This window comes from Photobacterium salinisoli, assembly GCF_003614885.1.
In the GTDB taxonomy this organism is placed as follows: Bacteria; Pseudomonadota; Gammaproteobacteria; order Enterobacterales; family Vibrionaceae; genus Photobacterium; species Photobacterium salinisoli.
Map to the genome: position 1 here is coordinate 346,575 of NZ_QZMS01000007.1, position 15,042 is coordinate 361,616.

The 15,042-nt window shown below is 49.0% G+C and carries 10 protein-coding genes; 7 read left to right on the top strand and 3 right to left on the bottom strand.

Going from position 1 to position 15,042, the window contains the following annotated elements:
- The first annotated feature begins 199 nt into the window (after positions 1-199).
- The 7 genes from htpG (at position 200) to gnd (ending at position 9,815) form a co-directional block, all read left to right on the top strand.
- Positions 200-2,098, top strand: a complete 1,899-nt coding sequence (gene htpG / locus D6M16_RS02345) for a molecular chaperone HtpG (protein WP_120510397.1) — start codon at positions 200-202, stop codon at positions 2,096-2,098.
- A gap of 168 nt (positions 2,099-2,266) precedes the next feature.
- Positions 2,267-2,911 carry an adenylate kinase gene (gene adk, locus D6M16_RS02350; protein ID WP_027252658.1) on the top strand — a complete coding sequence of 215 codons (645 nt, stop codon included), beginning with the start codon at positions 2,267-2,269 and terminating at the stop codon, positions 2,909-2,911.
- Between the two features lie 180 nt (positions 2,912-3,091).
- On the top strand, positions 3,092-4,060 hold the full coding sequence (gene hemH / locus D6M16_RS02355; protein WP_205576853.1) for a ferrochelatase: 969 nt from the start codon (positions 3,092-3,094) through the stop codon (positions 4,058-4,060).
- 121 nt (positions 4,061-4,181) lie between these two features.
- A complete protein-coding gene (locus D6M16_RS02360) occupies positions 4,182-5,483 on the top strand; it encodes an inosine/guanosine kinase (protein WP_120510399.1) in 1,302 nt (433 codons plus the stop codon).
- A gap of 651 nt (positions 5,484-6,134) precedes the next feature.
- Positions 6,135-7,634 (top strand): glucose-6-phosphate dehydrogenase, encoded by a 1,500-nt coding sequence (gene zwf / locus D6M16_RS02365; RefSeq protein WP_120510400.1) that lies wholly within the window; start codon positions 6,135-6,137, stop codon positions 7,632-7,634.
- Between the two features lie 2 nt (positions 7,635-7,636).
- Positions 7,637-8,362 (top strand): 6-phosphogluconolactonase, encoded by a 726-nt coding sequence (gene pgl / locus D6M16_RS02370; protein ID WP_120510401.1) that lies wholly within the window; start codon positions 7,637-7,639, stop codon positions 8,360-8,362.
- Between the two features lie 4 nt (positions 8,363-8,366).
- Complete coding sequence (gene gnd, locus D6M16_RS02375; RefSeq protein WP_120510402.1) at positions 8,367-9,815, top strand: decarboxylating NADP(+)-dependent phosphogluconate dehydrogenase; 1,449 nt, start codon at positions 8,367-8,369, stop codon at positions 9,813-9,815.
- Between the two features lie 310 nt (positions 9,816-10,125).
- Here gnd and asnB read toward each other — a convergent pair whose 3' ends face one another.
- The 3 genes from asnB to nagC form a co-directional block, all read right to left on the bottom strand.
- Positions 10,126-11,811, bottom strand: a complete 1,686-nt coding sequence (asnB, locus tag D6M16_RS02380; protein WP_120510403.1) for an asparagine synthase B — start codon at positions 11,809-11,811, stop codon at positions 10,126-10,128.
- A 275-nt stretch (positions 11,812-12,086) separates the two neighbouring features.
- Complete coding sequence (locus tag D6M16_RS02385) at positions 12,087-13,673, bottom strand: cation:proton antiporter family protein (RefSeq protein ID WP_120511841.1); 1,587 nt, start codon at positions 13,671-13,673, stop codon at positions 12,087-12,089.
- Between the two features lie 154 nt (positions 13,674-13,827).
- Complete coding sequence (nagC, locus tag D6M16_RS02390; RefSeq protein ID WP_027252649.1) at positions 13,828-15,042, bottom strand: DNA-binding transcriptional regulator NagC; 1,215 nt, start codon at positions 15,040-15,042, stop codon at positions 13,828-13,830.

Genomic DNA, 15,042 nt, shown 5'->3' on the forward strand with positions numbered 1-15,042 from the left:
AAATTTACAATGCGTATGATCCATTACCAGCCTTTTGGTGACTTGTGACTCGTATATCATAGACGCCCGCTTGTTTATTGAATAGCTAAGAGACTGACTTTAAGGCGATCTCAGATTTTTTAACGGCAAGACTTGATTTAAGCTGAACCGGCCATATTTAGGTATCAGTAATGAGGTAAACCTGGATTACGGAGTTCAAATGAGCGAGCAAACCCTGCAAAAAAACAAAGAAACACGTGGCTTTCAATCTGAAGTAAAGCAATTGCTTCACTTAATGATCCACTCATTGTACTCAAATAAAGAGATATTTTTACGGGAGCTGATTTCCAATGCTTCCGATGCGGCTGATAAACTGAGGTTTCGTGCCCTTTCTGCCCCAGAACTGTATGAAAACGATGGCGAGCTGGCTGTTCGTTTGTCGTTTGATGAAAAAGCAGGCACAGTCACTATCAGCGATAATGGTATCGGTATGACCCGCGATGAGGTGATCGAGCACCTGGGGACGATTGCAAAGTCCGGTACCAAAGACTTTTTCTCCAAGCTGAGCGAAGATCAAAGCAAAGATTCTCAGTTGATTGGCCAGTTTGGCGTTGGCTTCTATTCTTCGTTTATTGTTGCTGATGCCGTGACAGTCAATACCCGTGCTGCCGGCGCGGCTGCCGATCAGGCGGTCAGCTGGCACTCAACCGGTGAAGGCGATTATACGGTAGAAGATATCGAGAAAACGGACCGTGGTACTGAGATCATTCTTCACCTGCGTGAAGAGGAAAAAGAATTCCTGAACGAGTACCGTCTGCGCAACATCATCAGTAAATATTCAGATCACATTGGTATTCCAGTGCTGATGGAAACGGCTGAACACGATGAGGAAGGCAAGGAAACCGGTAAAAAGTGGGAGCAGGTCAATAAGGCCCAGGCGTTATGGACCCGCAGTAAGTCTGATATTTCAGATGATGAATATAAAGAATTCTACAAACACGTCTCCCATGATTTTGCTGAGCCGCTGAGCTGGAGCCATAACCGCGTGGAAGGCCAGCAAGACTATACCAGTCTGCTGTATATTCCGTCCAAGGCCCCGTTTGACCTGTATAACCGCGACAGCAAACACGGCCTGAAACTGTATGTGCAGCGTGTCTTTATCATGGACGATGCCGAGCAGTTCATGCCGATGTACCTGCGCTTTATGCGTGGTCTGATTGACTCAAATGATCTGCCGTTAAATGTGTCCCGTGAAATTCTGCAGGACAACAAAGTGACTCAGGCGCTGCGCAAAGCTTGTACTAAGCGTGCTTTGTCCATGCTGGAAAAGTTGTCGAAGAAAGATGAGTATGCATCGTTCTGGCAAGAGTTCGGTCAGGTACTGAAAGAAGGCGTGGCGGAAGATTTCGCGAATCGCGAGAAAATTGCCGGGTTGCTGCGTTTCAGCTCAACCCATAACGATACGCCAGAGCAAACCGTTTCTCTGGCAGACTATGTCAGCCGGATGAAAGAAGGCCAGGAAAAGATCTACTACATTACTGCAGATAGCTTCAAGGCGGCAAAAAACAGCCCGCACCTGGAACAGTTCCGTGCTAAAGGCCTGGAAGTTGTCCTGATGCACGACCGCATTGATGAATGGCTGATGGGTTATCTGCCGGAATTTGACGGTAAGCAGTTCCAGTCTATAACCAAGGCGGGTCTGGATCTTTCCAAGTTCGAAAACGAAGAAGAGAAAGAAGCGCAGGAGCAGACAAAAGAAGAGTTTGCCTCGGTTATTGAACGCACCAAAACGTATCTGGGCGATCGTGTGCAAGATGTTCGCGCAACCTTTAAGCTGCAAGATACACCGGCTGTGGTAGTGACGGATGAAAATGAAATGGGGACACAAATGGCGAAACTGCTGGCTGCGGCCGGGCACGAAGCGCCGGAAGTGAAGTACATTTTTGAGTTGAATCCGAAACACCCGGTAGTGAACCGTATGGCCGATGAAGCGGATGAAGACGCGTTTGGCCGCTGGGTTGAGATGTTACTGGGGCAGGCAATGCTTGCTGAACGAGGCTCGATGGAAGATCCATCCCAGTTCCTTGCTGCCGTAAATAAGCTGTTGGCACAGCCATAATCACTCACGGGCGCAGAGGCAATCTGCGCCCGTTTTGCTTCAAAGAGTATGCTGATACAGAATGTAATCGTTTAGCTTCCGGGGACGCGGACTTGCGAGTATGGTCTAATCAGTGTATTTTTCTGACTTTCCAAAAACTCCGGCTAATTACTAGAAAAGGGGATCAAGATGCGCATCATTCTTCTGGGCGCTCCAGGTGCAGGTAAAGGCACACAGGCACAATTCATCATGGAGAAATTTGGTATTCCTCAGATTTCGACGGGTGACATGCTGCGTGCGGCAATCAAAGCGGGTACTGAGCTGGGTAAACAAGCGAAAGCCGTGATTGACGCAGGTCAGTTGGTGTCTGACGATATTATTCTGGGTCTGGTCAAAGAGCGTATTGCTGAAGACGACTGTGCAAAAGGCTTCCTGCTGGACGGTTTCCCACGCACTATTCCTCAGGCTGATGGCCTGAAAGAAGTTGGCGTGGCAGTGGATTACGTCATTGAATTTGACGTTCCAGACAGCGTAATTGTCGAACGTATGGCGGGTCGCCGTGTACATTTGGCGTCGGGCCGTACTTACCATGCTGTTTACAATCCACCGAAAGTGGAAGGTAAAGATGACGTTACTGGTGAAGAACTGGTAATCCGTGAAGATGACAAAGAAGAAACAGTTCGTGCACGCCTGGGTGTATACCATAACCAGACTGCACCGCTGATCAGCTATTACAGCAAAGAAGCCGATGCTGGCAACACCACATACATCAAAATTGATGGTACACAGCCTGTTGCTGACGTTAGTGCTGAGCTGGCCAAAGCTTTGGCTTAATCGATTCGATTATCGGTGATGTTCCACAGCCAATGTGGTTAACAGACTGTATGGTCAAAAAGCGGGAGGTTAACAGCCTTCCGCTTTTTTTATGCTGAAGACTGCGATACTCAGGGCAAATCAACCGCTTAATGGTACACTATCGTTGTCATTGAATAACAAAATGAACTGTAGGTGATGATGGAGAATAAAGGCATTGGCGTACTCTTGGTCAATCTGGGTACACCGGATGAAGCAACCCCAGCGGCGGTAAAGCGCTTTCTGGGCGAATTTTTGAGTGACTCCCGTGTCGTCGATCTGTCTAAGTGGATATGGCGACCGGCGTTGTACGGGGCAATTCTTCCTATCCGTTCTCCCAAAGTTGCGAAACTGTATCAGTCGATTTGGCTTGAGGAAGGCTCGCCGCTGATGGTCTATTCTCAGCGACAACGCGATGCGCTGGAGGCAAGGCTGAACATACCGGTAGCTTTGGGTATGACGTACGGGAACCCCAGCATTAAGTCGGCCTTATCGATGCTCAATGATCAGGGATGCCGAAAGGTAATTGTTTTACCGTTATATCCGCAGTATTCGCGCACGACAACAGCTGCCGTGTTTGACAAAGTGGCACGCAGCCTTAATCAGACGGATTACCTGCCAGAGCTCAGGTTCATCAACCATTATCAGGACCACCCAGGCTATATTTCGGCGCTTGCTGAATCGGTGACTAATGTCTGGGCTGAGCATGGAGAACCCGACTATCTGCTGTGTTCTTATCATGGCATTCCAAAACGTTACGCGGACTTGGGCGATCCTTATCCCGAGCACTGTAACGAGACAACAGCTCTTCTGGCGGAAGCCCTGGCGATGCCAAGAGAAAAGATGAGCATGAGTTATCAGTCGATTTTTGGTCGTGAAGAATGGCTAAAGCCTTATACCGAGCCAACGATTATTGAATTGGCCCAAAAAGGGGTTAAGCGGCTGGATGTGATTTGCCCTGCTTTTTCAGTCGATTGTCTGGAAACCATCGAAGAGATAGCGGAGGGCTGTAAAGATGCCTTCATCAATGCCGGTGGTGAAACCTTTAACCTGATCCCCTGCCTCAATGATAACAGTGCCCATATTGCTATGATGGAAAACCTGATCAAACAGCATATTCAGGGCTGGTAACCTTTTCTTAACTTCGCTATATACCATGATCTGGCTCGCACTTATTGTTCGAGCCATTTCTTCACTGAACTATATTTTGTGATATCATCCGCAAGTTTTTTCTACCCGGCAGCGCGATATCATGAAATTTCCTGGTCAACGTAAATCAAAACACTATTTTCCCGTCCATGCCCGAGATCCGCTTCTGACTCAGGCCAGCAGCAAACCGCTTGCGCGTACCCATGTCGTTGGCATAGACCAAACGCTGGTGGACATTGAAGCCTGTGTCGATGATGAGTTCCTGAGTCGTTATGCGCTGAGCAAAGGGCACTCTTTGGTTATCGCGGAAGAGGCGGCAGAAGCGCTTTATCGTGAGCTGAAAGAAAAAGACCTGATTCGCCATGAGTTTGCGGGTGGTACGATAGGAAACACGCTGCACAATTATTCTGTACTGGCTGATGATAAATCCGTGCTTCTGGGCGTGATGAGCCAGGATATCCAGATTGGCAGCTATGCATACCGGTATCTGGTGAACACATCCAGCCGTATGGATCTGAATAATCTCCAGCCTGTGGACGGGCCGATTGGCCGCTGTTTTGCCCTGATCACTCCGGATGGAGAACGGACGTTTGCCATCAACGAAGGACGGATGAACCAGCTGGAACCGGACAGTATCCCGGAATCGATCTTCGAACGTGCCTCTGCGCTGGTGCTGACGGCCTATCTGGTGCGTTGCAAAGAAGGCGATCCAATGCCGGAAGCTACCATGCGTGCTATTCAGTATGCCAAAAAATACGATGTCCCGGTTGTACTGACATTGGGTACCAAATTTGTGATAGCAGACGATCCTCAATGGTGGCGCGATTTCCTGCGCGATCATGTTACGGTTGTCGCCATGAATGAAGACGAAGCCGAAGCCCTGACAGGATTTGCCGATCCATTGCTGGCTTCTGATAAAGCACTGGACTGGGTTGATTTTGTGTTGTGCACTGCGGGACCGGTGGGTTTGTACACAGCAGGTTATACAGAAGAGAGCACGAAGCGAGCCACCAGTCTGCCGCTGTTGCCTGGTGAAATTCCTGAGTTTAACCGCTACGAATTCAGCCGACCGATGACCAAAGCTGATTGTGAAACGCCTCTTCGGGTTTATTCGCACATCGCCCCTTATATGGGTGGACCGGAGCGTATAAAAAATACCAATGGTGCCGGGGACGGCGCACTGTCTGCATTGCTGCATGATATGGCGGCGAACCGTTACCATAAAGAAAATGTGCCAAAATCCAGCAAGCACAGCTACGATTTCCTGGCTTATTCATCGTTTTCTCAGATCTGCCTGTATTCGAATCGCGTCAGTTACGAAGTACTGGCTCAGCACTCTCCACGTTTGTCGCGAGGATTACCCGAGCGGGAAGACAGTCTGGAAGAGGCGTATTGGGAGCGTTGATATCCCGATACCGGTGAAAAATAGAGACTTTCATGTTTGTAAAAAACCGCCATTTTGGCGGTTTTTTGTTATTCAGCGATAGCAAAAAGGGCATGGATCTGGGCTAACAGCCACGGTTATATTCAGGCAATCGATTTCGTTTGATAGGTTTTGTTAATTACTTTCAGAAAGCCTACTCAATAAGGCACTCAGCATGTCGTGATGAAAACGGGCCGGCGAGGATGATTTTGAACTAAAGACGGGACACAAAAAGTGCGCAGTATTGACCTGCTTACCATGATTTTTTTTCAGAAGGTAAAATATTCATATTTTGATTTTCGCTCAACTTCGCGGTGCTTTTTGCGTTTTTCATGTGATTTAAGGTCAAGTCACTCGACAAAGTAAAGCAAGCGATCTGGAAATGAGCGGGCAGTGGGATATTTTATCCAGCCTTCGTGTTTCAGTTTTTATGTCAGTTGATAGAATTAGCGGGATGTAACTTTGTGACAAATGCAGATATAGTGTGCTCCATCTTGGGGAACTCTACATTCTGATAGGTATAACCTATTAAATTGAGAGGCCAGGACATCAGCACATTGTCGTTCTGAATGTTATGCTTTGCCGGAATTAGACCCGTCAAACTTGTATACCTGTTAGGGAAAGATAAAGAACATGGTCATACCTGAAAACAGCGATATTGTTATTTTTGGTGCCTCAGGCGATTTAACGTATCGTAAGCTTATCCCAGCGCTGTATCATCTGTATGTTAATCAGATGCTACCTTCTGATTTCTCTATCCTTGGCGTAAGCCGTACTGCAAACAGTGATGAGGAATACAGAGAAAAAGTCCGGACTTCTCTGATCAAAACTGAGAAAACGGATCCCGAGAAGTTGGCTGCATTTTGTCAGCATGTTGGATATCAGGCCATCAACACGTTAGATTGTGATGACTATGGTAAGTTGCAACAGCGACTGGAAGAAAAAGCCACTCAGTCTGCTGCTCCTCGTAACACTCTGTTCTATCTCGCCACTCCCCCCAGTTTATATGATGTGATCCCGGCCAGTCTGGCTGCTCATGGTCTGAACGATGAAAGCACCGGCTGGAAACGACTGATCATCGAAAAACCGTTTGGTTATGACCTGGAAACGGCTCAGGAACTGGATAAGAAACTGCACAAGCATTTCAAAGAAAGCCAGATTTTCCGTATCGACCACTACCTGGGTAAAGAAACGGTTCAGAACCTGCTGGTATTCCGCTTTGCTAACGGTATGTTTGAGCCATTGTGGAACCGTAACTTTATTGATTACGTCGAGATCACCGCTGCGGAATTCCTGGGTGTGGAAGAACGTGGTGGTTATTACGAAAACGCAGGTGCGGTTCGCGATATGCTGCAGAATCACCTGCTGCAGGTTTTGGCCATGGTTGCTATGGAGCCGCCATCGGCCATCAACGGTAACGTGATGCGTGATGAAGTGGCCAAAGTGCTTAATAGCCTGCAACCGCTGTCTGAAGAAGACTTGCGTAAGAACCTGGTTCTGGGGCAATACACAGCTTCTGAATTACGCGGAAAAGAGCTTGCCGGTTATCGTGAAGAGCCGGGTGTTGCTGAAGACTCCCGTACCGAAACCTATGTTGGCCTGAAAGCCTTTATCAATAACTGGCGCTGGAACGGTGTACCGTTTTATATCCGCACCGGTAAGCGCCTGCCAACGCGAGTCACTGAAGTGGTTATTCACTTCAAGAAAACGCCGCACCCGGTATTTGGTAAAGATGCACCCGATAACAAGCTTGTCCTGCGTATCCAGCCTGACGAAGGTATTTTGATGAACTTCGCTCTGAAACGCCCGGGCGCAGGCTTCAAAACCCAGGAAGTGGCGATGGATTTCCGTTACGACGAACTGGTTGACAGCAATGTGCTGACGGCGTACGAGCGTTTGTTACTGGATGCCATGGCCGGTGATTCAACCCTGTTTGCGCGCAGCGATGCGGTTGAAGCTTGCTGGCGTTATGTCCAGCCGATTCTGTCATTCAATCAGGATCCGCATGCCCTGTTTGGTTATGCTTGTGGAACCTGGGGACCGAAAGAAGCCGATGAACTGCTGGCCAGGGATAACCGTCAGTGGCGCTTCCCGTGCTCAAACCTGACTGATACCGAATATTGCGAGTTATAACTATGACTGATCTTAAAATTCATGCTGATGCACAAGCCGTGGTGAAGAGCCTGGCTGACGACATGATGGCAATCAGCCAGCAAGAGAAACCTGTGCATATTTCGCTGTCGGGGGGTAGCACGCCTAAGCAATTGTTTGCCGCTTTGGCCCAGGCGCCGTATGCCGAAGGCGTTAACTGGCAGAATTTGCATTTCTGGTGGGGCGACGAGCGTTGTGTTGCGCCGGATGATGCAGAAAGTAACTATGGTTGTGCCCAGGCACTGTTGTTTGATCACGTTGCGATCCCGGCAGAAAATATCCACCGTATCCGTGGTGAAGATGAACCACAGGCTGAAGCGAAGCGTTTCGCAGAAGAAATGGCTGCGGTAATTCCGGTTGAGAATGGACTGCCTGTTTTTGACTGGATTTTACTTGGTGTCGGCGACGATGGTCATACTGCGTCTCTTTTCCCGGGACAGACTGACTATGATGAACCCGGTTTAAGTCTGGTTGCACCTCATCCGCAAAGCGGTCAGTTACGTGTCAGTAAGTCAGCACGTTTGCTGGAAGCAGCAAAACGAATTTCTTATCTGGTTATCGGTGCGGGTAAAACCGAGATTGTGGCAGAAATCCACTCTCAGTCCGCCGATAGCCTGCCTTATCCGGCCGCCAAGATTAAGGCGCGTAACGGAAAGACAGAATGGTATTTGGATGCAGTAGCAGCCAGTAAGTTAGCGATTGGAGAATAAATTAATGAAAGGTGATATTGGTGTAATCGGCCTTGCCGTTATGGGCCAGAACCTGATCCTGAACATGGATGACCACGGTTTTAAGGTCGTTGCGCATAACCGTACAGCTGCCAAAGTCGACGAATTTCTGAATGGCCCGGCTAAAGGCACTAAGATCCAGGGCGCTTACAGCCTGCAGGAACTGGTAGACAAGCTGGAAGCCCCTCGCAAAATCATGCTGATGGTGCGTGCCGGTGACGTGGTCGACAGCTTTATCGAGCAACTGATCCCGCTGCTGGATAAAGGCGACATCATCATTGATGGCGGTAACTCTAACTACCCGGACAGCATCCGCCGTGTGGACTACCTGAAAGACAAAGGTCTGCGTTTCATCGGTGCCGGCGTATCCGGTGGTGAAGAAGGTGCTCGTTTCGGACCGTCTATCATGCCAGGTGGTGATGCGGAAGCATGGCCATTTGTGAAGCCTATTTTCCAGGCGATTGCCGCTAAAACTGAGCAGGGCGAACCTTGCTGTGACTGGGTTGGCGAGTCAGGCGCTGGCCACTTTGTGAAAATGGTTCACAACGGTATTGAATACGGCGATATGCAGCTGATCAGCGAAGCGTATCACTTCATGAAAACCGGTCTGGGGATGACTCACGAAGAAATGGAGCAGGCGTTCCGTGACTGGAATGAGACTGAGCTGAACAGCTACCTGATCGAAATCACTGCTGATATTCTGGCTTACCGTGATGAAGATGGCGAGCCGCTGGTTGAGAAAATCATGGATTCTGCCGGCCAGAAAGGCACGGGTAAATGGACAGGTATTAATGCTCTGGACATGGGTATCCCGCTGACACTGATCACCGAATCTGTGTTTGCGCGCTGCCTGTCTTCGCTGAAAGGTCAGCGTGAAGATGCAGAGAAGCTGTTTGGCAAAACAGTAGAAGCCGTTGAAGGCGATAAAGCAGAGTGGCTGGAAGCGGTACGTCAGGCACTGCTGGCTTCTAAGATTATCTCTTATGCACAAGGCTTTATGCTGATGCGTCAGGCGTCTGACGACAACGGCTGGAATCTGAATTACGGTAATGTTGCCCTGATGTGGCGCGGTGGCTGTATCATTCGATCCGCTTTCCTGGGTAACATTCGTGATGCGTTTGAAGCGGACCCTTCACTGGCGTTCTTGGGCTCAGATCCCTACTTCAAAGCAATTCTGGAAAACGGCATGAAAGCATGGCGTAAAGTTGCAGCTAAGTCTCTGGAAATTGGTCTGCCAATGCCGTGTCTGACATCTGCACTGACCTTCCTGGATGGTTATACTACTGCGCGTCTGCCGGCAAATATGATTCAGGCTCAGCGTGACTATTTTGGTGCGCACACCTATGAGCGTATCGATCAGCCACGTGGTCAGTATTTCCACACCAACTGGACTGGCACAGGCGGCGATACTGCCTCCACAACCTACGACGTATAATCGTAGCGCGCTGCTAAGCGGTTAAGAAACAGCAATCAAAAGGAGCCTTTGGCTCCTTTTTTCATTTGTGCTATCCAGAGTTCCCGCGCTGTGCTGCGCGTACATTAAGTTGTGATGCAACAGGACTACCCGTTGTTAGTTTGTGGGTACAGTTGTAACAGGTACAGTGTGGCAAGACATAAGTCGATGAGGCAGTAGTGCGGGTGGTAAAAAGGGGAAAGGGGCCTTCCTGGCCCCTTTTTGTTGCCTTTGCGTGCGGAGATAAGTCAGGCAAAGGCGGACGCGCTCTTGGATGGAGTAACGCTCGGTATTAAGCCTTCTGATAGGCTTCGTTGTGGACGGCAGCCACCGCACGACCAGATGGGTCAGCACTGTTTTTAAAGCTCTCATCCCATTCAATGGCTTTGGCACTGGAACAGGCAATGGACGGGCCACCCGGTACACATTTTGCCGCATCTTCCAGTGGGAACAACTCTTCAAAGATTTCACGATAGACGTAGGCTTCTTTGGAGGTTGGTGTGTTGTAAGGGAAGCGGAAACGGGCGGTTTCCAGCTGCTGATCCGTGACTTTCTCTGCGGCCACGGCCTTTAGCGTGTCAATCCAGTTGTAACCTACACCGTCGGAGAACTGCTCTTTCTGACGCCATGCTACAGATTCAGGCAGCATGTCACCGAAGCACTCACGGATAATGTGTTTTTCAATTTTGCCGTTCCCACACATTTTGTCTTGTGGGTTGATGCTCATAGCAACTTCCAGGAACTCTTTATCCAGGAATGGCACACGCGCTTCAATACCCCAGGCTGCCATGGATTTGTTCGCACGTGCACAGTCGAACATGTTCAGAGCCAGCAGCTTACGCACTGTTTCTTCATGGAATTCCTGTGTGTTAGGTGCTTTGTGGAAATACAGGTAACCACCGAATACTTCATCCGCCCCTTCACCCGACAGGACCATTTTGATACCCATGGCACGGATTTTACGTGACATCAGATACATAGGTGTGGAGGCGCGAATCGTTGTGACATCGTAGGTCTCAATGTGATAAATCACATCGCGAATTGCATCCAGGCCTTCCTGAACCGTATAAGTCAGCTCGTGGTGTACCGTACCGATATGATCGGCCACTTTTTTGGCGGCTTTCAGATCCGGCGCGCCTTCCAGGCCAACAGCAAAAGAATGCAGTGTCGGCCACCAGGCATCAGACTTCTCGTCATCTTCAATACGGCGAGAGGCAAACTGCTTGGTGATCGCTGAAATAACTGAGGAATCCAGGCCGCCAGACAGCAGAACACCGTAAGGAACGTCCGTCATCAGCTGACGCTTCACTGCGCTTTCCAGGGCTTTTTTCAGTTTGTCTTTGTCTGTTTCTGCATCACGAACCGCGTCAAATTCCATCCAGTCACGTTTGTAATAACGGACAGGTGCCTGAGCCGGTTCGCCTTTTTTGCTCCACAGATAATGACCCGGAGGGAATTCGCTGATGGTTTTACACACGGGCACCAATGCTTTCATTTCTGATGCGACATAATAGTTACCGTGTTCATCATGACCGTGATAAAGCGGGATGATGCCAATGTGGTCACGACCAATCAGGTAAGCATCCTGCGCTTCATCATACAGAATGAAACCGAAGATACCGTTCAGGTAGTCGAGTAATTCAGGGCCTTTCTCTTTATACAGAGCCAGAATAATTTCACAGTCAGATTCGGTCTGAAACGGGTAATCGGCAGCCAGTTCAGCACGTAAGTCTTTGTGGTTGTAGATTTCGCCATTGACGGCCAGTACATGGGTTTTGTCTGTGTTGTACAGTGGCTGTTCGCCGCTGTTGAGGTCAACAATGGCCAGACGCTCGTGGACAAGAATGGCCTTGTCTGATGAATAGATACCTGACCAGTCTGGACCGCGGTGACGCATTTTCTTTGACATTGCCAACGCGGTTTCACGCAGGGCTGATGGGTCACTTTTTACATCTAAAATCCCGAATACTGAGCACATACTGACTACTCCAACATAAAGTTAAACTTGGGGAAACAAAGCGATTAAGAAAGGGTTTATTATTTTATTCCTGAGCTTTTGTTTCGTTCTGATTGTTAAAATTGCGTATTCAACAAATAAAAGCAACCAAAAATCCCATATCAATGTAAAAAACTCACCTTTGGTGAATATTATTTAATATAATCGATTTTAACCGAATGAAATCTTAAATCAGGAAGTTTTTGGACCAAATACTGAATGGCAACTTTCGCTGCCATTCAGTAACACGCTGCCAATTAAAAGGATTTGATGTCGGTAGTCACCGACTCGCAGACATGGCGAGCAAAACCGTTTCCAGCTTCACGATAGATATTGAAAGCGGCATCGACACCCAGTTCTCTCAAGGTCGCTTCTTCATCTTCATAGCGGGCAATAGCGGCAATTTTGCCTTTATAGCCCAATTGTCTGATCTGCTCGAGGGCGAATGCATTCGCCTGACTGTGCGGCATAGCCAGTAAAATTAACCGTGTTTGATGGCGAGATACCACCCTGGCCCAGAAGTCTGGGTCGGTGGCATCACCGAGAATGACATGGCGGCCTTCTTTGGTGTGCTCTTCCACTGACTCCTCCCGGTTTTCAATGCCGACGACTTGCGGGCCAAAGCGGCGGATCATTTCTTCATAAGCTCCGGTACCAATACGGCCCATGCCCAGAATAAGAATTTGTTTATTGCCCAAGTCAATCAGCCTGTCATTGCTGTTGAGTTTTTCCGGCTCAAACTCTTTAAGCCAGCGGGTACTTTCCATATAGATACGGTGGCTAAAACTGTTAAGCGGTGCTGATAGCAGAAAAGAGAGTGATACTGCGATAGCGATGGCGACAAGAAAATCACCCGGTAACCAGCCCAGGCTGTAGGCGAGCCCAGCGACTATCAGTCCAAATTCGCTGTAGTTAAAGAGTGTTAAGGTGCCGAGCAGCGAAGTGCGTACCCGGAAGTGGAAGCCGTGGAAAACCAAGTAGTAAAGTAAACCTTTCAGCGGCAATAATGCCAGCAGCAGTACAGCGAGCCAGAAGCCGGTCCATGTTGCAGGCTCGGCCAGACCAATATTGAGAAAGAAGAAAACCAGCAAAAGTTCTTTGAGGTTAAACAGTGACTTGGACAGCTCTGAGGATTTGGGATGGGCCGCCAGCATCATTCCTATGATCAGTGCGCCGAGATCGGCTTTCATACCCACAAAAGTGAACAAACCGGCCCCGGCAACAAGCGCCAGGAAAATGCCGTACAGCACCAGCATTTCACCATGCCCGGCTTTATCCATAATCTTAAACAAAGAGGGGCGCAGCAAGGGCAATGCGAATAAGGCCAGTGCGGTGATCTCTGGTAGCTTTCCGGTTGATGCCGTCAGAAATATAACTGCAAAAATATCCTGCATGACGAGAATACCGATGGCGATAGTGCCATAGGTTGCATTCAGCTCGCCTTTTTCCTGTAACGCCTTGATGGCAAATACCGTACTGGAAAAGGAGAGGGCAAAACCCAGTAAGGCTAGCTGTGCCAGTTCAAGCTCGCTGAAAATCCCTAAGCCGAGTTGCTTTAAACCGAACAGGGCCAGTGTAAACAGAAGGGTAGTGAGCAGGTTATGTATTGTGGCGCCGGCCCAGACTTCTTTTTGTAACAGGGTTCTTATATCGAGCTTAAGTCCGATACAGAAAAGCAGTAAGGTTACGCCCAGATCAGCAAGTGTATTGATAACCGGGGTTGAGGTGTAACCGAATGAATTTAAAGTAAATCCTGCTAATAAAAATCCAACCAGTGGCGGGAGTTTGGCACGTAGTGCCAGATAACCTGCGAGAAACGCGGCGATAATGTAAATCAGATCCATCATGAAATGTGATTTCCAGACTATTGATAAGCGTTGGTATTTCAATTAGTTGCAATGATGGGGAATATAACACAGGGCATGTCTGTGGCGATACATGCCCTACAAAAAACAGGGTTTTTGAGAGATCAGCCGGGAAGGGCTTCCCGGCGTAGAATTAATCTTCCAGCAGGCGCTGCAATAGAACGCCATTGAGCATGGCTCGCTTGATCATGGAAAACGCACCAATAGTCGGCTGCGTATAGAGCTGAGACTCAACAATAGGCAGTGACTGGTGGAAGGTTGACAGCGATTGGGTTTCAACACATCGGCGGATAGCAGGAAAAACAATATCCTTGGCTAAGGTGATATTACCCGCCACAACGATTTTCTGCGGGTTGAACAGGTTAATTGTCATTGCCAGTGCTTTACCTAATTGGTAACCCACTTTGACCAGAGCCTGGGTCGCCAGCTCATCGCCCTGGTTGGCTGCTTCGCAGATAGCAGGCATAGTGACATCTTCGAGCTTTTGCAGGCTGCTTGGGTAACCTTGTGCCAGGAGCGCTTTCACGTGGCGAATAATCGCAGGATCGGCGGCAACGGTTTCCAGGCAGCCAAAGTTACCGCACTGGCACTTATCACCGAGTGGATCAATCTGGATATGGCCGATTTCACCGACGTTGCGGTTATAACCGAGAAATACCTGGCCATTGACGATAATGCCTGCCCCTGTGCCACGGTGGACACTGACCAGAATAGAGTCCCGACAATCCTGACTGGCGCCAAAATAATGTTCAGCCAGTGCCAGCCCGCGGATATCGTTACCGACAAAGCAGGAAACGCCATATTTATCAGTAATGATATCTGCCAGAGCCAGAGAGTCGACCGAGATATTGGGCATGTACTCGACAATCCCTTTTTCTGGATCAATCAGGCCTGGTAGCGTAATGCCAAATGCAATCAGCTCCCTCAGAATGGTCTGATTGGCACCGATAAACTGCCTGATATGCTCAAGTAAACCATCAACCAGTTCTTGCTGATTTGAATAAGGAAAGTGATGCGCTGTGCCAGCCAGACTCTTACCACTTAAATCGTACAGGGTCAGTTCGATATAATCGCGACCCAGACGGACGGCGACAGAGTGGAAGGGAGCTGCTTCAGTTGTCAGCGAGATGGCTCGTCGGCCACCGGTTGAAGCCTGCTGTGCGACCTCTTTAATGAGGCCGCGTTCCAGCAATTGGCGGGTTATTTTGGTCACGCTGGCCGGGGCTAATTGACTGACGTCTGCCACTTGTATGCGAGAAATTGGGCCTTGCAAGTCAATGAGCCGGTAAACTGCTGCACTGTTCAGCTGTTTTACCAGGTCGACATTACCGATTTGTCCGCCATTCAT

Coding starts and splice junctions, on each gene's coding strand:
- zwf (WP_120510400.1), top strand. CDS start 6,135: ATGGTCATACCTGAAAACAGCGATATTGTTATTTTTGGTGCCTCAGGC.
- htpG (WP_120510397.1), top strand. CDS start 200: ATGAGCGAGCAAACCCTGCAAAAAAACAAAGAAACACGTGGCTTTCAA.
- pgl (WP_120510401.1), top strand. CDS start 7,637: ATGACTGATCTTAAAATTCATGCTGATGCACAAGCCGTGGTGAAGAGC.
- gnd (WP_120510402.1), top strand. CDS start 8,367: ATGAAAGGTGATATTGGTGTAATCGGCCTTGCCGTTATGGGCCAGAAC.
- nagC (WP_027252649.1), bottom strand. CDS start 15,042: ATGAATGGCGGACAAATCGGTAATGTCGACCTGGTAAAACAGCTGAAC.
- adk (WP_027252658.1), top strand. CDS start 2,267: ATGCGCATCATTCTTCTGGGCGCTCCAGGTGCAGGTAAAGGCACACAG.
- D6M16_RS02385 (WP_120511841.1), bottom strand. CDS start 13,673: ATGGATCTGATTTACATTATCGCCGCGTTTCTCGCAGGTTATCTGGCA.
- asnB (WP_120510403.1), bottom strand. CDS start 11,811: ATGTGCTCAGTATTCGGGATTTTAGATGTAAAAAGTGACCCATCAGCC.
- D6M16_RS02360 (WP_120510399.1), top strand. CDS start 4,182: ATGAAATTTCCTGGTCAACGTAAATCAAAACACTATTTTCCCGTCCAT.
- hemH (WP_205576853.1), top strand. CDS start 3,092: ATGGAGAATAAAGGCATTGGCGTACTCTTGGTCAATCTGGGTACACCG.